Source organism: Streptomyces sp. WAC07094, from assembly GCF_036320405.1.
Classification (GTDB): Bacteria; Actinomycetota; Actinomycetes; order Streptomycetales; family Streptomycetaceae; genus Streptomyces; species Streptomyces lannensis.
Genome location: NZ_JAVMJZ010000002.1, coordinates 33,451 through 53,967, shown reverse-complemented (window position 1 = coordinate 53,967; position 20,517 = coordinate 33,451). Strand labels below are relative to the sequence as shown.

Below are 20,517 nucleotides of genomic sequence, written 5' to 3'. Positions count from 1 at the left end.
CGACCCCCGAGGCATTCAAACAGTCGATCCTGAAGTCGCACTGAAGTACTAACCGTCCACGCCCAATTCCTTGATCTTGCCCCGGATGTCGTCGGCCTGTCGATGGCCGAGTGCGTCGAAGACGTCCAGAGCCTCATTCCAGGCGGTGTGCGCGTCCCATGGACGCCCCATGCTCATATAGGTGTCGCCGAGTCGGCTGAGGGTGTCCGCGCTGCCGAACAGAACGTCGATCCCGCGGTAGCGGGCCACGGCTTCTCGGTACGCGGCGACGGCCTCTTCGTACTGGCCCATCTGGTGATGTGCGTAGCCGATGCTGTCGTGTGTGTCCGCCGAGCCGCACACGTCGGAGGCCGCCTGGTGCAAGGGCAGGGCCTGAAGGCAGTAGTGAAGGGTCCGCTCGTGGTGTCCGAGCAGGGCGTGGTACCAGCCGACGGCGTTGAGGCAGCGTGCGGTGGTTGCGGCGTCGCCGCCTGCACGGCTGAGTTCGAGGGCTCTTTCAGCGTGGCCCAGCGCACTCTGGATGTCACCCAGCCGTTCCGCGAGCCAGCCCGCCTGGCGGTGGGCCTCACCACTGAGAGCGGGGTCCTTGGTCTCGACGAAGAGTTCCACCGAACGCGCCATGTGCGCCCTGGCCTCCTCGGCACGGCCGAGGGTCGCCGTCGCCCTCGCCAGCCCACGGCGGATGAATGCCTCTCCGAGGGAGTCTGCGAGCCGGAGCGCCGCGTCCAGAGCGGCCCGATGGGTCGTCACGATGTCGCCCCATCGGCCTCGTCGGTCGAGGTATTGCTTGATGACCCAGGCCAGTTGCCAGGTGTAGGCGTCGTGCTGCGGGTCGCGGGAGGCCATGCCGATGCAGCTGATGAGCGCAGCGTGTTCGACGTTGAACCATCGTTTGGCTGCTTCGGCACCGCCTTCGCTTCCTGCCTTTTCCACACACACGCCCGCCAGCACGGCGGGCAGGTCGATGTCGTCCCGGCCCGACTTGAAGAACTGCCGTGCGTTGTCGGCGCTGTGCAGATAGTGGTTCAGCAGTCGGAGGTGGGCGGCGTCGCGTTCGTTCTGTGGATCGGTGGCTTGGAGCAACTCCGAGGCGTAGGCGCCGAGCAGGTCGTGCAGGGCGAATCTGCCCGGGGTGCGCTCCTCCACGAGGTGGGCTTGGATCAGTTCGTCGAGCAGATGGCGCGTGTGGGAGACGGAGAAGCCGCCAAGGCTCGCGGTGGCGGCCAAAGCCGTGTCGGGCCCCGGGTGGAGCGAGAGCAGCCGGAACAGGCGTGCGGCGTCCGGCCCCAGGGCGTGGTACGAGCAGGAGAAGGCGACCCGTACGTCGGCTGCGGAGTCGCCGCTGCGAAAGGCGTCCAGACAGCCTGCGCTGTCGTGCAGCTCCGTGGCGATGGTGGACAGCGGCATGGCAGGACGGGTCGCCGCGCGGGCCGCGGTGATGGCCAGGGCAAGTGGCAGTTGGCCGCACATCGCGACGATGTCCGCGACCGCCTCGGGCTCGGTGGCCGTCCTGGCGTGCCCGAGCCGCCGGGTCAGGAAGCGCCGCGCCTCCGGCTCCGAGAGGACGTCCAGATGGACCGGACGGGCGCCGTCGACGGCCACCAGGCCGGCCATCTGGTTGCGGCTGGTGACGATGACCAGGCAGCCGGGCTCTCCCGGCAGGAGGGGCCTGACCTGGGCCGCGTCGCGTGCGTTGTCCAGCAGCAGAAGTACGCGTCTGCCCGCGAGCCAGGTCCGCAGCAGGGCCGCCAGCGCGTCGACTTCCTGCGGCAGCTTTCCGGCGTTGGCGCCGAGTGCCTCGAGCGCGGTGCGCAGGGCCTGCTCGGACGCGACGGGAGGACCCCCGTGGTCGAAGCCTCGCAGGTTGAGGTAGATCTGGCCGTCCGGGAAGGCGTCGGCGATCTGCCGGGCCCAGTGGACGGCGAAGGCGGTCTTCCCGACACCTGCCATGCCGGTGACGACGCTGACGGCGGCGCCGTCGCCGGTCACCAAGCCGGAGGCGGCCTCCAGTTCGACCTCACGGCCGACGAACGCCGCCAGGTCGGCCGGGAGTTGGGCGGGGGTCGCCGCGAGGTGGTCCTGTGCGGGTTTGTCCGCCGGCTGCACGCGGGCGGGCCCCGCCGGTGCGAGAAGGTCGCCGTCCGCCCGCAACACCCTTTGGTACATCGCCTGCAGGCCCGGTCCGGGGTCGACGCCGAGCTCGTCGGCGAGGAGTGCCTGCGCCTCCCGGTAGGTGGCCAGCGCTGCGGCCTGCCGCCCCGAACGGTACAGGGCCAGCATCAGCAGTTCCCGGAAGCGCTCGTCCAGGGGATGGTCCCGGACGAGGCCGACCAGGGCGCCGGCTGCCTGGACGTGCGAACCCAGTTCTATCTCGGCCCGCATCAGCATCGCCTCGGCGGACAGCCGTTGCTCACCGAGCCTGTGCCGTTGGGCATCCGCGAACTCACCCCGGACACCCGACAGAGCCGACCCCTGCCACAGGCCGAGGGCATCCCTCCAGTGGTCCGCGGCCTCCTTCAGATGGCCGGCGTCGTGGGCGTACTCGGCTCGGGCGAGCAGCCTGTGGAATACGCCGAAGTCGACGTCGTCCTGGCCGATGTGGAGCCGGTAACCGCGCCCCAGGGACTGCAGGACGGACGACACGCTCTCGCCGACGGGACCCAGAACCTTGCGCAGACGGTGCACATAGGTGCGCAGCGTGCCGGCCGCCGAAACCGGTGCGCGAGTCCCCCACACCGCGTCGATGAGTTCGCCCATGGACACCTGGGTGCCTTCGGCGAGCAGGAGCGCGGCCAGCACCGCTCGCTGCTGAGGCGGACCGAGGTCGACCTCCAGGGCTCCTCGCCATGCCCGCACCGGTCCCAGGACGGCAAAACGCAACTGCTCCATCACGTGGCTTCCCTGAGAACACGGCGCTTCCCACCCCGTACGCCTGCCGAACCGTGTCCGCCCGTTCCCGCAGGTGCGAACGCTCTTCCGCGCGAGTGCGGCACCGCGATACCGTGCGCCGGGACATGTGCCGGCCAAGTCGGGCTGAACGACCGGTGGCCTTCGGCGAGCAATGGTGGCTTCCCCCTGCCCCCACGACCGGTGGGAAGCGGGTGCGCCACGGCGATCACGTGCGTGGGTTCCGCGGACAGGGTGGCCATGCACTCGTATGTCTCCTCGGCCTCCGCCCGTTCGAGGAGAGGAACGATGCCTGCCGGCATGGCCACGCGTACCGCCTTTGGGTAACTTGATTGATTGCCCGACTCGTATGTGGCTTCCACAGCTCTCACGAACCGCATCGGGTTACGAAGCGGCGCGCCGCGAGGAGTCGCCGACGAGTCGTTCAGGGCGCCCTTGCCCATAACGTCGCTCGCGGCCGGCGCGCACCCAGCTTCACCACGCGCACCGGCCTGCCAGCCCTCCGACGCTCCGTTGACGCGATGGCGTCCGCGGCCGGGTTACGGCTGTTCGCTCTCCACTGTTCCCCGAGCGCACCGCTCGCACATAGAACGGAGATGCCATGTTGACGCACCCCCGTTCGACGACCTGGCCACGCAAGGTGCCCGGTCCCGTGCGCCAGGGTGCGGTTGCTCCGCCTCGTCAGTGGGTTCCTCACGCAGGCGTGGCGTACCACGGTGTGGAGTCGACCTCTGTGTGTCGACTCCACGCCATGGATCGGGCATCGACGCCGTGGATCGGGCGGTCCACCGGGGTTAACCGCCCCGCCATCCCAGCGCGTCAGGCTCGCGCGGCGTCCGTCGTACGCGCGGCGTGCCGGTCGAAGCGGTTCACGATCCGCTCGGCGTGCCGGTCGAAGCCGGTCATGATCCGCTCGGCTTTCCCTGCGCGAGGCGCGCGACGTGGTCCCACTGCTCCAGCCCGGCGAGCCGGCCGGAGTACTCGGTGCGCAGAGCCTCCAGGCCGCCGGTCCCGAACAGGACCCGCATGGGCGGCTCGGGCGTTTCCGTGAGCGCGAGGAGGGCCTCGGCCGTCGCCGCGGGATCGCCGGGCGTGAGACCGCTGGCTGCCGCCCCCGCGTACAGCGCCTGCCGGGCATGGGCGTAGGCCGGGTCCTGCCGGGCCTGCGGGGATGCGGCCGCCAGACCGGTCGGGAACATGATCGGCTCGATCAATGTGACATGGATGCCGTACGCGGCCACCTCTGCCGCGAGGGACTCGCTCATCGCCTCCAGGGCCCATTTGGAGGCCTGGTAGATGCCGAGCGCCGGATAGGCGACCAGGCCCCCGAATGAGGAGACCTGCAGGATCCTGCCCGCACGGCGCTCTCGCATCCCGGGCAGCACGGCCCGGGTGGCCCACAGCGCACCGAAGTAGTTGACGTCCATCTGGGCCCGGGCCTGTTCCTCCTCGACCTCTTCGACGGCGCCGGTCAGCATGTGACCCGCGTTGTTGACCAGCACGTCGATTCCGCCGAACGTCAACTGAGCGCTCTGCACGGCGTCGCGAACGGCCGCGGAGTCGCGCACGTCCAGTTGCAGGGGCAGGAAGCGCTCGCCGTACCGCTCGGACAGCGGCGCCAGCGACGTCTTGTCACGGGCTGTCGCCGCGAGCCGGTCACCGCGGGCGAGGATCGCCTCGGCCCAGTGTGCGCCCAGCCCGCGGGACGCTCCGGTGAGAAACCAGGTCCGGGAAGTCATTGCCCTGCTCATGAGGATCTTCTCCATCGTCATCCGAACCGGGCGGCTCCCGGTCCGGCAATCAGCGTTTCGCCGATCGGAGCCGTCAGGCAGAGTCGCCTTACCCAGGGATAGGCGGTCTCTGGATGCCGGTCCGGCTGTGACGCAGACTCGAAGGGTGGACACGAAGCAGCTGGCGGATTTCCTGCGGGTGCGCAGGGAGGCGCTCGACCCCGGGGACGTAGGCCTCCCAGGCACAAGGCGCCGTCGCACTCCGGGGTTGCGCCGCGAGGAGGTCGCGCACCTGGCCGACATCTCCACGGACTACTACACCCGTCTGGAGCAGGATCGTGCGCCGCAGCCTTCGCCGGGCGTGCTGCGGGCGATCACCAGGGCGCTGCGCCTGACCTTGGACGAGCGCGACCATCTCTTCCGGCTGTCCGGCCACCCACCACCGGACCGCACGCGGTCCGACGACCATGTCGCACCGAGCCTGCTCGGTGTGCTGGACCGCCTTTCCGACGTCCCGGCTCAGGTGATGACCGACCTCGGTGCCACCCTGGTCCAGAACGACCTGGCACGGGCCGTCTTCGGCGATCTCACCCGGCCGCGCGGTGCCGCCGGCACGGTGGTGTACCGGTGGTTCACCGATCCCAGGGCCCGGGCCGGGTATCCGGTTCAGGACCACGCGACGGAGTCCCGGGCGCTCGTCGCCGACTTGCGGGCCGCAGCGGTCCGCCGAGACGACACCCAGGCGAAGGACCTGGTCGAACGGCTGCTACGGGCGAGTCCCGAGTTCGAGGCCCTGTGGCGTCTGCATTCGGTGGGAGTGATGCGCAGCAGACGCAAACGCATCCAGCACCCCGCGGTGGGCCTTCTGGAACTCGACTGCCAGATGCTCGTCGACGAGGAGCGCACACAGATCCTCGCCCTGTTCTCGCCTGCGGCGGGCACACCGACGGCGGAGCGCCTCACACTTCTCGGTTCCCTGGGACCGCTAGCCGCCCAGCGCTCTTCTCGGTGAGCCCGCCGCCCGGTCCAGCGCGTCACCGTCGATGCGGGCCAGCAGGCCACCGTCGCCTCCGCCGGCAGGCGCCGCTTCAGGGACAGCAGATCGGGCCGTACGCCGCGCGGATCGTGAGGTCTGCATCTCTGCCGGTCGCTCCAACCCACCCGGGGCCGCCGCGCACGGTCCGAGATGCTTGCGGAGCCGGTCAAAGGCAGGCGGCCTCGACATCGATGCGCCAACAGGCACGGACTTCCGTGCGGATCACGGGGCTCGCGAACTCCATGATCTTGGAAGCCCGTGCCCGCGGGCAGGTCATCCGCTCGCGGTGTCCTCGGCCTCCCAGCGCAGCAGCTCGCCCGGCTGGCACTTGAGCACCTCGCAGAGTGCCGCGAGCGTCGCGAAGCGCACCGCCTTCGCGCGGCCGTTCTTGAGCACCGCCAGGTTGGCGGGCGTGATCCCCACGCGCTCCGCGAGCTCGCCCACGGACATCTTCCGCCTGGCCAGCATCACGTCGATGTCGACGACGATCGGCATCAGATCACCTCGTCCAACTCGGCCTGCATCTGCGCCGCTTCGACGTCGCGCGCGACGGCCTGGGCGAGCAGCATCCGCAGCACGAGCACGATGAGTGCCACCCCCAGGATGGCCAGGCCGATCCCGCCCATGATGATGGAGACGCCCGGATCGTCCCGCTGACCCGGCGCATTGATGGCCGTGACCGTGAACCACACGAGGGCGGCCGCCACGATCGCGCCGATCACGCCGTCCACGTACCGGAAGGCCGCATGGGAGAACACCGTTCCGCGTCGCACCATCGTCACCAGCCGCCATACGCAGACCAGGGCGACCTGGGCCGACACCATGCCCAGGATCGTGACCACGCGCAGCGCCGTCAGCGGGATGGACCCGTCCTCCGGGTCGCTCCCGCTGACCAGCACCCACACCATCCCCGCCTGTACGAACACGGTGCCGGCGAACACCACCACGAGCACCGCGCGCAGCGCGCCCACGGCCAGCTTTCCCATAACCCATCCCTCCATCGAGTTGCGATGGGAATCTATCGAATATCGATAGATGAGGCAAGGGCTGGGGTGAGGGGTGGGCAGCGCTTCGCGGCACCGTTGCAGACCGCCGCCCCTCGCACGCCCCGCCCTGTGCGACCGTGCCCGGCTCGCGCGGGGCATGGCGCTACGACCGCCCGAACATCTCCACCTCCGCGATCGCCACCTGCTTGTTCTCCGCCGTGCCGTAGGCGCTGCGCACGATCATGTCGACCTGGACGACGTCGTCCATGTGCGCGTCCACGACCTGTACACCGCCGTCGGCGAGCGCGTAGTGCATGAGTGCGGTGCGCCCCCGGGCATCCGTGAGGAGCACGTCGAGGCGTTCGGGGCGGGCCTGGGAGCCGTCCTCGACCTGGCGCGAGACGCCAGGAGTGATGATCATCTTTTCCAGCTTGACCGGCCGGCCGTAGTTCGCCTGGAGGTACTGGCCGGCTGAGTCGCCGGAGTACCCGGTCCCCCACCAACTGTTGCTGACCCCGTCGAAGGCAGCTTGCGCGGGGTGCGCGGCGTCGGCGTTCGAGGCGCTCACCGCGGCCGGTGGCAGCGGGGCCGGATCGCTGAAGTGGTCGTTGACCGTGCGGATCACCAGGGGGGTCAGCAATGCCGCGCCGATCACCGCGCTGACGATCCCCGCGATGGTCAGTACGCGCTTCCACGGGATCCGGGGGCGCCAGCCCGCGAGGCGCTGCCGCCGCAGTCCCGGGTCCTGGCCTCTTTGGTTCGTCCGGCCGTCGAGCGGTGTGCCGTCGTTCCGGCAGAATGCGCGATCCAAACGGTTCTCCACCCCGCACCGTGGACAGGTGATGCCGCTCTCCTCGTCCGCTTGCAGGGCCCGCACGGTCGGCCGCGCGGGAACGGGGAGTCCCGGCAGCACGGCGGGCACCCCTGCTTCCGCCCCCTCCGCATCCGGTACGGGCACCAGCAGAGCCCGGGCCCGCTGCCGGCCACCATCGCCGTTGTCGCCGTCAGGTCGTACGCGCTCGGGATCTCCCACGGTAACGGGTTCACCGCCACCGCTTTCCCCCTCTTTCTGATCCGGCTCGGAGCCCGCCTCCGACTTGGGACCGGCCGGGGAGCCGCTCCGTCGCCCCGGACGGCTCTCCTCGCCCTCGGTGGCTTCTCCCGCTGCCATCGGCGGCTTCCCACCCGTCCCGGACGTACTCCCGCCGGCGGAGGGCGACGGGGACGGTGCCACACCTGATGGAGAACCGGCCGCCACCGGGTCCGCACCTGAGGCGGCGGGCTCTCGGTCGGGTCCCGCCTCGTGAGTCGCCGGTGACGATGCGGAGCCGGAGACGGGTTGCGGAGTCCTTGGCACGTCCCAGTCGATCAGCGTGCCGCACACGTCGCAGAACGACTCCCCGCCCTCGGGTCCGGGCGTCCCGCACACCGGGCAGAGGCCGTCGGACGTCGCCTTCTCGCTCATCGGTTGTCAGACCTTTCGCTCAATACCTCAACGGTGAAGGGCATATGTGCGGGGCGGGCCGCGGCGACCAGGGACTCCAGGCGCCGGGCGTCGAACGCCGCCGGGTCGGGCACCCGCACGACCACGCGCAGCGAGGGCAGGGGGTTGCCGGGGAAGCGGCCGCGCGGCCGGGCGGACCAGGCCGCGCCGCCGCTCTCGGTGATGTCCGGTGTGACCCCGAAGGCCAACCGGACGGCGGCGGCCAGTCCTTGGGCGGTTCCTCGGCGCCGGTGCATCACCACAGCCATGGCGACGGCCTCGCGGCGCGCGGATTCGGACATCAGGTCCTGCAGTTCGGCTCCCACCCAGGCGCCGATCCAGTCGAGGAAGTCGGTGGGTGCGAGCCCGGGCCGGAAGTAGGCGTCCAGGCAGTCCAGCGTCGTGAGGACCGGCCCCTGCATCGTGTCCAGACCGTCCGCGAACACCCCGGCGAACGTGTCCTGTGCGTAGACACCCGGTAGTTGGTCCCGCAGCGGGTGGGGGGATGCCGGGAAGAGGGTGCTCATCATGCTCCTATCACGCGGATCCGGTGGTCGTACGGAAAGAGCAGGGCAGATCCCGCCAGGTCGATACGGTCGGTCGGGTCGCCGCGGCGCCCGGTCAACGGGTCGGCGGGGCACAGCTCGACGTCGTCGACCAGTTCCACTCCTGGGACACGCTGCAGCGCGGCGAAGACGTCCCCCGTCCGCAGGGGACGGCCGAACGGCCATCCCCTGCCTTCCGCTCCACCGGTCAGCGGATCCAGGTAGGTGTAAAGGCAGTCGAGCGCTGCCGCCCGGACCTCCTGTGCCGGCCTGCTGCGGTAGGCGTGCAGGGTCGCGGTGACGGAGACGCCTTGGTAGTAGGGCGGTCCGACCGCCAGGCGGGTGCCCAGGGGCCGCCGCTCGTCCAGATGCCGGGTCACCCGCTCCAGCAGGGCATCGCTGGGTACGAGTTGCTCGAAGCGCAGTCTGCCACCGGCGTCCGGCACGGCGTCCGGCACCACAAGAACCCGGACGGCACCCACCCCATCCGATTCGGGTTCCGCGGCCACACACACGATCCGAGCGGTCTCGGGCGCCGCCTGCCGGGCAAGCTCCTCGTAATCCCGTGCGGTGACGGCGCGTTCCTGAGCCCGCAGTGCGATCGGCGCCCGGACCTTGGCCTCCTCGACGCTCTCCCCGTCGACTCCGCCGCCGGCGGCCTCCCGGTTCTCCACGCGGGCGATGTACGGGATCGAGCTGCGCAGAACCTGCAGCTGAGCCCGGGAGACGTTGCCGCGGCGCCCACCCCCCGTCCGATACCGCGTGGCCCGCACCACGGCGCCCTTGGCGGGCACGGCACCGAACAGCCGCATGCTCCCGTCCGGTTGTCTCACGGAGGGCCCGAAGGCGACCTCCCCGGTGGTCGCGTCCACCATCAGGTGCCTGTCGTGCGGTCCGGAAGCGGCGAAGTCGGAGACCACCTCCCACGCTTGCCACCCGTCGCCGTCCGTCACCTCGATCTCGACCAGCGGGTCGTCGGCGATCAGCGGCACCTGCCCGAGCTGCATCCGCTGCCCCGGGGCTCCCGAGGACTCGCCGAGCACCTCGTCGCGGACCTCGACCGCGTGCACGGCCCGGACGGTGCCGCCGATGGTGTAGGCGGAAGCCGCTCGGATGGTGGGGGTAGCGGAGTAGAACGGCTGGTCCTGAGCCGGCTCCAGTACCCGGCACCGCAACCATCCCGCCTCGTGCTGGCCGAGTTGGGACAACGTGTGCCCGGACGGCACGTGCAGCACGACCTCCCCGGCCCGGTTGAGACCACCCGTCGTGTCCTCGTCCACCTCGCAGGGCTCCCACCCGGTGGCCGTACGCGCCTCCCAGGCGAGCGGTGGCTGGCGAGGGTCCACACCCACACCGTCCACCTGGCTGTCCAGGACAAGCACCACCGCGCAGTCCGGTACGGCGGCGGACAGGCCGAACAGCAGGACATCGCCCGGCTGCGGCTTCTTCGAGAACGCGGGCACGTTGGTGTTACCCAGCACGGCGCTGGTGCGGTCCTGCGGGCTCTGCCTGTTCTCCTGGCGCAGTACGCGTTCCAGGGAGGACGAGGGCACGCGCAGGTCGCGCTCGGTGGTGAACACGATCGCCTCCTGCGTCTCGGTGCGCATGGTGGCGACCTCGGTGCCGGCCGGCAGCAGCACGGGCTCGGGCTGGGCCGCAGACAGCCAGAAGGTGACATCGGCCCGGGCCGCCGAGGGAGGGAAGAGTGTCACCCCCAGCAGGTCCAGGAACGCCAGGTGGTTCTTGTCCGGTACCCGGTTCAGCCGGTACATGAGCTGGTCGCTCATGTAGGCCACGGCCTCGATGAGCGTGATGCCGGGATCGGAGACGTTGTGGTCGGTCCACTCCGGGGCACGCTGCTGGATGTAGCGCTTGGCGTCGTCGACGAACTGCTGGAAGTGCCGGTCGTCGAGATGCGGGGTGGGCAGGGGCATCGGGCTTACACGTCGCCTTCGCTGGACGGGATCACATAAAAGGGAAAGACAAGGCTGCGCGGGTTGCTGGTGCCGCGGATCGCGTACCTGACGTCGATCAGCAGTACGGAGGGGTCGTCGTCGGACGCCGTCACGGCGACCTCGGCCACCTCGATGCGGGGCTCCCAACGCTCCAGGCTGGTGCGTACCTCGTAACTGATACGGCCTGCGGTCGCCTCGTTGACCGGTGCGAACACCAGGTCGTGCACGGCGCAGCCGAACTCGGGGCGCATCGGGCGTTCACCGGGCGCCGTGGCGAGCACCAGGCGAATGGCCTCCTCGATCTCCCGTTCACGTCGCACCAGGGCGATGGCACCGGAAGCGTCCGTGTGCAGTGGAAACGCCCAGCCGGCGCCGACGAATTGTTCGGCCATCAGAAGGGCACCCCGTTGCGCAGTGTGACACCCGTCAAGGTCACCGTCGCGGCCGTGACGGAGGCGTTCGCCGCCGAGGTCAGGGACACCGCACCGGCCGCCTTGATGCTGGCGACGCCGACCGCGTCGACCGAGACGGCTCCACCGGCCGCCAGGCCGACCTTGCCCGCGGCCTTCAGGTTCAGCGCAGCTCCTGCCGAGATGTTCACCGCTCGCCCGGCCGTCAGGTTCAGGTCTCCGCCCGCCTTGATGTCGACGCCGCGGGCACCCCGGATGGAGACACTGCCGTCGCTGCTGACGGTGACGCTCGTGCGGTTCTGGTCCAGGTGGACGGTCAGCGACCCGTCCCCGGTCCGCAGTCGTACGCCCTGTGCCCGGCGGGCGTCGTCCAGCAGCTCAACTGCCTGCCCGCTCCGCGAGGCCAGCTTCCTCCAGTTCACGGAGCCGCTGGTCGGGTCCACGGGCGGGCTGCCCTCCTGAATACGGGGAAGCTTGTCGACGCCGTTGTAGAGTCCGGCCAGGACGTACGGGTGCTCCAGTGAGCCCCGGTCGAAAGCGGCCAGCACCTCGTCGTTGACCTCCGGCAGGATCAGCCCGCCACCACGCACACCGCCGAACTGCGCAACCCTGCACCAGTCGCTCTCGTAGGAATCCGACAGCCAGGGAAAGCGCAGTTTGACGCGGCCCATGCCCAGCGGGTCCTTGATATTGCTCACGACGGCGATCACCACCCCCGGCATCGTCGGCGCCTGCTGCTGACCTGCGGCCAGGCCGTACAGGGAACGGAACTGACGACCGCTTACCTGCACCCAGGTCGTGTACTGCTCGCCTGAGGCGAAGACGTGCCGGACACCGGTGACCGTGTACTTCCCCTCGAACGGCGCTCCCGCGCCGTTGAGCGCCACGGGGATGCCCGGGCGCAGTTTCGGGTTGCCGTCGACGGCGACCTCGAGCTCCGCGAAGGACGCGGTGACGTCGTCCGCAAGCGCCTGGGCGGCCTGCCGTACCTGGGCCTGGGTGGTGTACGGGACCGCGGTGCCGGTGAGCGAGGCCTGCCCGAAGGGCCGGCTCATCTCGCCCGGTGTGATGTCCGCCAGGATGTCCTTGGTGGTGGTCGCGGGGGCGTCGGCGGACAGCGGTCGCTTCGTCTGCAGATCCCAGCCGCGCACCGAGACCGAGGGCACCTGTCCGGCCGCGGTGACGGCGACCCGGCTGTTGGTGGCGTTGACGCCAAACTCCACGACGTAGGGGCTCTGTGCCGCCGGCGTACTGTCGGACGGGGCGCCCGCGGCGGTGCGCAGGGCCGTGAACTGGAGGTGTCCCTCCTCGTCGAAGTACAGATGAACGTTGTTCTCACGGGCCAGCCGCGACAGGAACTCCCAGTCCGTGAGGTTGGGTTGGGTCGCCAGTTCATAGACCGTCGGGGTCGCGTCCACCGTCCCCACCGTCAGCCCGTTCTGAGTGGCCAGTCGCCGCACGATGTCGGCGGCCGTCATGTTCGGGTAGCCCGCGACCCGGCGGTTGCGGAGCAGCCGATGGCCCGGGTCGTACCCACGGACGATCAGCGACTTGCCCAGGCCGTCTGCGTCGGCCTCCAGCGCCGTGACCTCGCCGGTGACCAGGGGGCGACCCGACGTGCCGTCCGTGTACGGCACCAGTTCCGCCTTCGCGCCGACCGTGAGGGACGGCAGCAGGCCCAGCAGATCGCGCGCGGGATCGCTGAAGACGAGCCGAAAGGCGGCCGGCACATTCACGCTCGAGTCGATCCAGGCCGAGACCAGCCGCCCGGCCACCGGATCGGGCAGCGGTGCGCCTGCGAGGTTCACCTTCAGGACGGTCGTATAGGACTTCATGGATGAGCCTTCACTTCTGAGCCTGCCCGCGCGGTCGTCATGCCGACGCACCGCCCCGCCGCAGGTCGTCGGCCAGCGGCAGCAGCAGCTCCGTGCCGGGGCGCAGCCGCATGGGGTCGTCGATGCCGTTGGCTTCGGCAATGGCACGCCACTGCGTGGCATTGCCGTACTCGCGCCAGGCCAGGGACGGCAGGGAGTCACCGGCGACCACCCGATGGACCCGCTGGGTCCGCAGGGTGCCGGAGGTCGGGTTCTGCCCCTTCGTCGGTGTCGGGATCTCTTTCAGGGACATGCGGCAGGTGGCGCGCAGGGGCTCGCCGGTCGGACTGAACAGGGAGTAGGCGGCGTTGACGCTCTCGACGTACGCCGTGAACTGGACCGTGCTGAATCCGCCCCACGAGAAGCGCACCCAGGGCGGGGAGGGCCGGTTGGTCGGAAGCGTCTGCGGATCCACTTCGCAACACGAGAGCAGTTTCTCCACCTGCTGGCGCACACGTGGGCTTCCAGGCGTTGCGGAGGCGTCGAGGAAGACTTCGAGGGACAGCGAGGCCGGCTCTGCTCCTGAGAACTCCTGCTGCGCGCCGCGGTCGAAGCCGACGGCGCGCTGCGCGTACCAGGACGCCGAGCGCGACAGCTCCATCTGATGGGGGTTGAACTGGAACTCGACCTCGCCGATCCGCCCGCCCATGGTGCGGCTGGACCCACTCGGCGGATGGTGGATGGCGAGCCGGGCCCGCACAAGACTCTTGTTGGCATTGCCCGTGGCCGGCGACATCAGGCCCCCTGGGCGTCGGTGAAGCCGTGGTGGGCGATTTCCAGCGTCTCGGTCGCCACTCCGGGGCTCGCCGGGTCCAGATTCGGGCCCTGCCACCGTACGGGCAGCACCTCGACGAGCCCCCACTGCGCGACCACGGAACCGTCCGCCCGCAGGGCGGCTATCTGCCCCGTCGGCCTGGTGACGCCCGTGGCGATGGAGGAGATCCAGGCCGCGGCCTTGCCGGTGTCGGGGGTGAGCGGACGGGTCAGCCGGATGTTCGAGTACGTGATCCTGGAGGGCAGTTGCCAGACGAACCCGTTGTTGCCCCCTTCCTCTCGCTGTTCCACCTGCACCTCGGAAGCAAGCCCCTCGCAGCTGTTGAAGAGACCGAGATCCAGGCCGTCGATGGACAGCCTGAAGAAGACGGTGGAGGCCGGGTCTTGAGGGGTGGGCATGTGCTGGGTCCTTGCGTCGTGGGGTGGTTCTCGGAGGCTGGGATGCGCGTCAGGGCGTGTCGCGGAGGCGGCCGATGCGCTCGCGGTCACCGCGCAGTTCGGAACGCAGGAGGCGGGACAGGGGCTCCAGAAGGGACCGGGCGAGTGCGTCCAGCGACTCGGGGGGCAGTGCGTGGAGTGCGGGCCCCGAGCCGCCCGCAGCCGTCGAGGCGCCCGGGCCGGGGGCCGAAGGGCTGCGCTGCGCGGGGGACGCCTGCCCCTGCCCCTGACGCTGCACGGCCGGGGAACGCTCCGGTGGCACCGAAGGCAGCGGTCCGGGCGTCTGCGCGGTCCCCGGCCCGACGGGGGGCGCGCTCGAGGTGGCTCGTCGCGCGGACGGGGCGATCGGCTGTGCTGCCCGCGATGGCTGGCGGGCCCGTTGGACGGTGGCAGGAGAGGAGGGGGCCGCTACTGCACGGGGCGTACGGGAGAGGGCGGCGGGGGCCGGTGACGGCCGGTGCGGCGCGGCATCCTGCCGAGAAGTTGTGGGAGTACGCACCGGCGCCGCCTGGCCACGGGACAGCAACGGAGGCGCGGCAGCGGTTGTGCCCGAGCTGGGGGGCGTCGTCGGGGCAGGCGGCAGCGGACCGGGCGCCGGAGCAGGTGCGTTGACGCGGGAGCGCTCCGGTGTCGCAGGGCCACCGGGACCCACGACAGATACAGGGCGCGCCGCCTGGCCGCGAATTGGCTGCACGACCAGCGGTGGAGAGGGTGCGGCGACGCGCTCGGACGCCACGGTGACCGGACGCGGACGGACCAGCGGCGGGCGAACCGGGTGTACCGGGCACCCGACAGTTGGGTCCATACCCCGGCTTAGGCCCTGCCCGAGGCCGCGACCCGCAGCGCCGGGCAAACCCGCGTCAACGGCGTTACCCGGCACGGCAGTCGACCGCGAGATCGCCTGCGGGCTCGGTGTCCCGGCGTGGGAGCGCTGCACCGGCACGGTCAGCACTCGTGGCATGGCCGCGGCGGCGACAGGACGGAGGGTCTGCGGTGTGGACCGCCCGGCGCCTTGCAGCGGGCCTCGCCTCTGCACGGCGGCGAGGGATGCGGTGGGCTGTGCGGGCGAGGTCCGACCGGAGGCCGTGGCGGGACTTCCCTGTACATGACCCGTGGTGGGTGCCGCAGAGGAGGAAGGTGTGGTGCGAGCGACCGCATGCGGGGTGGTCGGGCGGCCCGTGTCGAGGGAGCCGCCCGAAGCGGCGGGCAGCGTGTGGCTGCCGCTGGCTGATGTCTCCCGGCCGACGCGTTCGGTGCGGCCGGTCTGAGACGGTCCCACGACGGCTACACCCGGGGCCGGGGACGGGCCCGCCGACATCGCCTCAGCGATGGTGCTGCGCTGCAGACGCGTACCGACCAACTCGCTGCTCGACGCGAGGGAGCGGGCCACCCCCGGCATAGCGGAAGCCGAGGCGTCCCTTCGCTCCGGCACTGCGACGTGGTTCCTTCCGAACTCCCCTGCACCTGAACGCAGTCGGCGCTGAATGACGGCGCCTCGCTCCCGATCGGGCGCGGTCCGCTCGGCAGGCGTGAGCGCCGGCTCCACCGCATGCGGTGATGCCGGGCGTAGGGCCTGTGCCGCACCGGGGCCGGCAGGATCCGGGTGAGAAGGCTTGGTGTGTGGGGTCTCCGACGATGTTGTTTCGGGAGCCGTGGCTCGCGTGTCCGCCGCCGGTCTCCTGACCGTCCGGTTCGCCGAAGCCGGCGTCGACGCACGGAACGGGGCGGCCGGATTGTCAGTGGGCGCCGGCAGGACAGGCGCCGCAATGGAGGGCTCCGTGCCTGTCGTCCGGGCCGGACGGGGGATGGTGGCCGCCTCGTCCCGGCGCTGCAGGGCGGAGCGCTGGACCGTCGGCCTGGACGCCGACGCGGTCGAGGGGAAGGCAGGATTCGCGGCCTGGCCATCCGGCCGTGCGGACGCACCGGAGTTGGAGGACCGCGACCGCAGCGGCGCACCGAGACCGAGTTGATGCGCTCCTCCGGGCGTCACGGATCGGGGGGCCTGCACAACCTGGCTACCCGGTGCGGGCGTTCGCTGCACAGGGACGGTGTCCTGAGCCGGGGCTACTTCCCGCTGCTGCCGAAGGGGGGCGCCGAGACCGAGGCCGGACGATGGGGAACCGGCCCCACGAGCGGGGGTGGTCGACATACCTGGGGCCGCGCCTGGTGCCGTCGGATGCACGACGGTGGCCCGCTGCCCTGGGACCGAGGATTTGCTCGGCATGCGTACGTCCCTGTTCACCGAGCGCTGCACCGCGGTGTCGGGTACGACCGTCTGCGCCGGCATCGGTGCAACGGCGTCGCCGCCGGTGGCCTGTGAGTGCACCGGCTGTGTGGTCGGGGGAAGTTCGCCTGCTCGGGCGTTCTCGTCGCCTGCGTCTCGGCTGCCACGGCTGCGGGCGGGCAATTCTGTGTCCGAGGTCGGCGCTGCGTGCACTGTCGGCGTCGTCTTCACAGCGTGATCGGTGTGCTCGGCGTGATCGGTGTGCTCGGTGTGCGGGGAGAGCGCGGTCCGCACGGCGTGCCCGGTCCGGGTTGCCGGGACGTCGCCCTGCGACGCCCTGCGCTGCACAACGGCAGAAGCCGGAGCGTGCGGGACGCGGACCGCGTCGCTCCCAGGCGGCTTCGCGTGGGCCGTGACTGACACGGGTGTGTCAGTCGCGGGCGCGGACGGGACGGGACGTTCCGGGGATGCGGACGGGTCGGCTGTCGGCGTGGACCCGCCGGTGCTCCTGGTCCGGGGAGCCGATGGTTCAAGGACTGCATGGGCTGGATCTGTGGGCACCGGACCGACGCGCAGGGAGCGGTCCTCTGCCCCGGCCACAACTGCCGTCAGCCGTCGGCCGGCGGGGACCGGCGGGGCCGAGAGGTAGGGGGATCGTGCGGAACGTACGGCCGTCGCCCGCGTCACGCGCTGCACCGACGCCTTGCGCGGCTCGGGCGCGCCCTGAGCCGCAGCCGCCTGGGTGTACGAAGGAGAGGCCGGAGCACCGGTCGGTGTCGTCGACCGCGGCGCCGCGGGCCCCGGCGACGGGACCTCCACCGGTGCCGGACTGCCGACAGCGCCCGCTGACGGAAAGCCCGATCCCCCGTTGCCTGCCCGTACGCCCGATCGCGCAGCCGATGGTGCGGTTGTCTCCGTCCGCCGCCAGGCGCTGTGGGTGCGGTCGTCAGGCGTGCGCAAGCTATGGTCCAGAACCGGCATCCCCCTCCCCGGGGCAGGTTCTCCCCCGGTCAAGGCGGGGTTCCCGTGGGTCGCGAGATGCGCCGCGAGGTTGTGCGACACCACTACGGGCGCCATACCGTCGAGTACTCGTTGGACCGGCGCAGCCGACTGCCACTGACCGCCGGTGGCCCTTTGTAGGTCCGGCCGGTCGGCCGGACCTACAAAGGGCGACTCCGGAAGACGGCTGTCGTGAGCCTCGGTGCCCGGCACGGTTGCGAACACCCGGCCCCAGATCCCTGCCAGGAAACCGCTCAACTCAACTCACTCCTCCGCGCGGCTCACCAATGCCGCGCTCCGCTTCACATAGAGACGGCGATCCGCGTGCTCCAGGTCCAACAACTCCTCGAGCCCCCAGTGCAGATGGAAGGCGAGGTACGCGACCTCGTCGTGCAGACGGTCGGTCGCGTACGTCGCTATTCCCCCAGGCGGCTCCCGGCCAGGTCCACTTCGAAGAACTCGGTGCAATGAGGGCAGGACACCGCCGCCCTGGTATGGCCCTCCGCATTGATCTGGCGGTAGAAATCCTGCAGAAAGGCCAGATCCGAGGCGAACATGTTCTCCACGATCCCGTCGTGAACGGACGGGAGCGTGCCGAGGCGGGTGATGACCCTGCCGAGCAGGACGACCGAGAGATACGCCGGGTTCTCCTGGACGCGTACATCCCGGAGAGGGACCAGTTCATCGCGTGCCGTGGAAAGACGCATCGTTCCCGATCGGTGGACGGCACCCGATTCGTCGACGTATCCACGGGGAAGTTCGAACGCGAACTCCGTCCGAAGGGGCGCCGGGGCCGAGGCGGGCGGTGACGGCTTGACCGGCTCGGGATCCGGCGCTGCCATCGCCGACTCGACCCCCGCACGAGCGGCGGTGCGCCTGATCACTCGATGACCAGCTCTTCGAAGGTGATGGTCACCTGCTCGGTCAGCGCCGACGTGTCGCCGGCCTTGACTCCGCTGGTCTCCACCTTGCTGCACCAGGCGTTGCGCATGTTGTACCGCTTCACCGGGTTGTTCTGGTAGTCCATCATCATGATGGTGGCGTTCTTGCGTGCGGCGCCCATGTTCCCGGCTATGGAATCGTTGATCCACGTGGTGAACGCGCTGGACTCGGTCATCCCTCGGGTAACCGTGCACTCACCGGCCTTGCGCACACCGGGCATCTTCTTGATGACGGGCTTTCCGTCCGCCGAGACCTGCTGGTATTCGATGACGTCCTGTTCGACGGAGAGGCCGCTGACCTCCTGGAGGTACTCGACCATCACGCCGTCGATCTGCAGGCCGAAATTGTGTGAGGCGAGCGCATCACCAGGCTGGAGAGACATGATCGTTCGTTTCTCTTTCTGGAATCAACCGAACAAAAGGAAAATGGTCCGTGGCTGTGCACCGTGAGTGCGCCGGCCCGGCAATCGAGGCCGGCACACACGGCACCGGAGGTGCTACTCGGCGAGTTCGCCGGTGCCGTCGGAGAACTGCGCCAGCCGGAAGACGACGAACTCGGCGGGCTTGACGGGAGCGATGCCGACCTCGCACACCACGCGGCCGGACTCCACCGACTCCGGCGAGTTGGTCTCCGCGTCGCACTTGACGTAGAACGCCTCCTCGGGCCGGGAGCCGAAGAGCGCACCCGCACGCCACTCGTTCACGAGGAACGCCGAGACGTTGCGCCGGATCCGCGCCCACAGGGCCTCGTCGTTGGGCTCGAACACCACCCACTGCGTGCCGGCGAGGATCGACTCCTCGAGGTAGTTGAAGTACCGGCGCACGTTCAGGTAGCGCCAGGCCGGGTCCGAGGCGGCCGTACGCGCTCCCCACACCCGGATACCCCGGCCCGGGAAGGCGCGGATGCAGTTGACGCCGATGGGGTTGAGCAGGTCCTGTTCCCCGCGAGTGATCTGCAGGCCCAGGTCGACTGCACCGCGGACGATCTCGTTGGCGGGCGCCTTGTGCACCCCGCGCTCGAAGTCGTTGCGGGACCAGATGCCCGCCATGTGACCGCTGGGCGGAACCAGGCGCTGCCGGCCGCTTGAGGGGTCGAGGACCTTGACCCAGGGGTAGTACAGGGCGGCGTGCGAGGAGTCGTAGCCCGCGGTGTCCTGACGCCAGTCCCGGATCTGCTTGGCGTTCATGCCCGGCGGCGGGTCCAGGATCGCCATGCGGTCACCCATCAGTTCGCAGTGGGCGATCATGCCGAGCTGCACTGCCTTCACCGCGTCCATATCAAGGGCGCCGCGCTCGTAGGCGACCATCAGATCGGGGACCGCGACCATGGTGACCGCATCCAGCGCCTCCAGTCCGCCGAAGCCCGTACGGTCGGCGGCGTCGCCGAGGAAGTGGCCGCTGGTGAGGCTCTCCTGCGAGGGCACCGGCAGCGAGGACGGCGCGGCCTCCAGGGCGACCGTCCCGTTGTCGGGACGGGCGATCTGCGTCGCCGGGGCCGTCTCCTCCACAGCGATCAGCTTGGACCGCTGCTTGATCTGCGTGACGACGTAGTTCCGGTTGCCCTTCTTCGAGGAGACGTCGAAGGTTTCCAGCACCTTGTCGCCGTCCTTGACGGTGAGGGTGAACCGGTCGTCCGGACCCTCGCCGGCCGGGGCCGACACCTCCACCTGAGGCGCACCCCCCAGGTTCGCCCCCTCGAGAGCCGTCACGCGGAAGGTGCCGAGGGGCGCCTGTCGTTGCGCCGCGGCAAGCGCGGGTCGCTCGCCTGCGCCGGAGGCCCCACCGCCGACCCGCACGACATACGCGGTCGTACCGCCGTTGTTGAAGTATCCGTACACCGCATGCGCCAGGGCATAGTCCTCGGTGAAGTCCCCGAAGGTCGACGTGTACTGCGACCAGTTGGTGACCAGGACGGCCTCGTTCAGCGGCCCCGACGGCGCAAGGCCCACGAAGGCGGCCACCGAGGTGCCAACCCCCTCGATGGGACGCGATCCACTGGCCACCTCCTCGACGTAGACGCCAGGGGAGAGGTACGTGGGCATAGCGGCTTCTCCTTGTACGACAGCTTCACATGATCGAGCTGCCACCAGCCTGACGTGGGCAGGCCTTGCCCGAAACGGCCGATCGACAGGCCGTTGGGGCAAAGCGTCGGGCCCATGTGGTCATGCGTGCCGGCCGTCCTCCGTGTGTCCTCACTTGTACAGGCCGTTCCAGG

The 20,517-nt window shown here is 70.3% G+C and carries 18 protein-coding genes; 2 read left to right on the top strand and 16 right to left on the bottom strand.

Annotated elements, in window-relative coordinates; all coding sequences use genetic code 11:
• Window positions 1-48 precede the first annotated feature (48 nt).
• Window positions 49-2,889 (bottom strand): BTAD domain-containing putative transcriptional regulator, encoded by a 2,841-nt coding sequence (locus RCR19_RS38290; RefSeq protein ID WP_331269711.1) that lies wholly within the window; start codon window positions 2,887-2,889, stop codon window positions 49-51.
• Between the two features lie 920 nt (window positions 2,890-3,809).
• Entirely contained in the window at window positions 3,810-4,658 is an 849-nt protein-coding gene (locus RCR19_RS38285; RefSeq protein WP_331269710.1) for an SDR family NAD(P)-dependent oxidoreductase, read from the bottom strand.
• 145 nt (window positions 4,659-4,803) lie between these two features.
• On the opposite strand from RCR19_RS38285, the gene RCR19_RS38280 reads away from it, so the two are divergent.
• Complete coding sequence (locus tag RCR19_RS38280) at window positions 4,804-5,649, top strand: helix-turn-helix transcriptional regulator (protein ID WP_331269709.1); 846 nt, start codon at window positions 4,804-4,806, stop codon at window positions 5,647-5,649.
• A 297-nt stretch (window positions 5,650-5,946) separates the two neighbouring features.
• On the opposite strand, the gene RCR19_RS38275 is transcribed toward RCR19_RS38280, so the two are convergent.
• From RCR19_RS38275 to RCR19_RS38230, 10 genes are all read right to left on the bottom strand, one after another.
• Window positions 5,947-6,168, bottom strand: coding sequence for a helix-turn-helix transcriptional regulator (locus RCR19_RS38275; RefSeq protein WP_331269708.1), 222 nt, complete (start codon window positions 6,166-6,168; stop codon window positions 5,947-5,949).
• Window positions 6,168-6,659: a DUF2975 domain-containing protein gene (locus RCR19_RS38270; protein WP_331269707.1), complete on the bottom strand. Its 492-nt coding sequence runs from the start codon at window positions 6,657-6,659 to the stop codon at window positions 6,168-6,170. The genes RCR19_RS38275 and RCR19_RS38270 overlap by 1 nt, the downstream gene beginning before the upstream one ends.
• A gap of 163 nt (window positions 6,660-6,822) precedes the next feature.
• Window positions 6,823-7,692, bottom strand: a complete 870-nt coding sequence (locus tag RCR19_RS38265; RefSeq protein ID WP_331269706.1) for a hypothetical protein — start codon at window positions 7,690-7,692, stop codon at window positions 6,823-6,825.
• 428 nt (window positions 7,693-8,120) lie between these two features.
• Window positions 8,121-8,672, bottom strand: coding sequence for a phage tail protein (locus tag RCR19_RS38260; RefSeq protein WP_331269705.1), 552 nt, complete (start codon window positions 8,670-8,672; stop codon window positions 8,121-8,123).
• Entirely contained in the window at window positions 8,669-10,621 is a 1,953-nt protein-coding gene (locus RCR19_RS38255; protein WP_331269704.1) for a putative baseplate assembly protein, read from the bottom strand. Before RCR19_RS38255 ends, RCR19_RS38260 begins: the two co-directional genes overlap by 4 nt.
• A gap of 5 nt (window positions 10,622-10,626) precedes the next feature.
• Window positions 10,627-11,034 (bottom strand): GPW/gp25 family protein, encoded by a 408-nt coding sequence (locus RCR19_RS38250; RefSeq protein ID WP_059131193.1) that lies wholly within the window; start codon window positions 11,032-11,034, stop codon window positions 10,627-10,629.
• Window positions 11,034-12,887, bottom strand: a complete 1,854-nt coding sequence (locus tag RCR19_RS38245; RefSeq protein WP_331269703.1) for a VgrG-related protein — start codon at window positions 12,885-12,887, stop codon at window positions 11,034-11,036. The genes RCR19_RS38250 and RCR19_RS38245 overlap by 1 nt, the downstream gene beginning before the upstream one ends.
• A 37-nt stretch (window positions 12,888-12,924) precedes the next feature.
• Window positions 12,925-13,662 (bottom strand): LysM peptidoglycan-binding domain-containing protein, encoded by a 738-nt coding sequence (locus tag RCR19_RS38240; RefSeq protein WP_331269702.1) that lies wholly within the window; start codon window positions 13,660-13,662, stop codon window positions 12,925-12,927.
• Window positions 13,662-14,099, bottom strand: coding sequence for a phage tail protein (locus tag RCR19_RS38235; RefSeq protein ID WP_331269701.1), 438 nt, complete (start codon window positions 14,097-14,099; stop codon window positions 13,662-13,664). Before RCR19_RS38235 ends, RCR19_RS38240 begins: the two co-directional genes overlap by 1 nt.
• Window positions 14,100-14,148: 49 nt before the next feature.
• A complete protein-coding gene (locus RCR19_RS38230; RefSeq protein ID WP_331269700.1) occupies window positions 14,149-14,376 on the bottom strand; it encodes a hypothetical protein in 228 nt (75 codons plus the stop codon).
• Window positions 14,377-15,916: 1,540 nt separating this feature from the next.
• On the opposite strand from RCR19_RS38230, the gene RCR19_RS38225 reads away from it, so the two are divergent.
• On the top strand, window positions 15,917-16,108 hold the full coding sequence (locus RCR19_RS38225; protein ID WP_331269699.1) for a hypothetical protein: 192 nt from the start codon (window positions 15,917-15,919) through the stop codon (window positions 16,106-16,108).
• A gap of 1,517 nt (window positions 16,109-17,625) precedes the next feature.
• Here RCR19_RS38225 and RCR19_RS38220 read toward each other — a convergent pair.
• The 4 genes from RCR19_RS38220 to RCR19_RS38205 form a co-directional block, all read right to left on the bottom strand.
• Window positions 17,626-17,781 (bottom strand): DUF6760 family protein, encoded by a 156-nt coding sequence (locus RCR19_RS38220; RefSeq protein WP_331269899.1) that lies wholly within the window; start codon window positions 17,779-17,781, stop codon window positions 17,626-17,628.
• Window positions 17,778-18,203 carry a hypothetical protein gene (locus tag RCR19_RS38215; protein WP_331269698.1) on the bottom strand — a complete coding sequence of 142 codons (426 nt, stop codon included), beginning with the start codon at window positions 18,201-18,203 and terminating at the stop codon, window positions 17,778-17,780. Before RCR19_RS38215 ends, RCR19_RS38220 begins: the two co-directional genes overlap by 4 nt.
• A 38-nt stretch (window positions 18,204-18,241) precedes the next feature.
• Complete coding sequence (locus tag RCR19_RS38210; RefSeq protein WP_059131189.1) at window positions 18,242-18,685, bottom strand: phage tail protein; 444 nt, start codon at window positions 18,683-18,685, stop codon at window positions 18,242-18,244.
• 114 nt (window positions 18,686-18,799) lie between these two features.
• Window positions 18,800-20,344, bottom strand: coding sequence for a phage tail sheath subtilisin-like domain-containing protein (locus RCR19_RS38205; RefSeq protein ID WP_331269697.1), 1,545 nt, complete (start codon window positions 20,342-20,344; stop codon window positions 18,800-18,802).
• Between the last annotated feature and the right edge of the window lie 173 nt (window positions 20,345-20,517).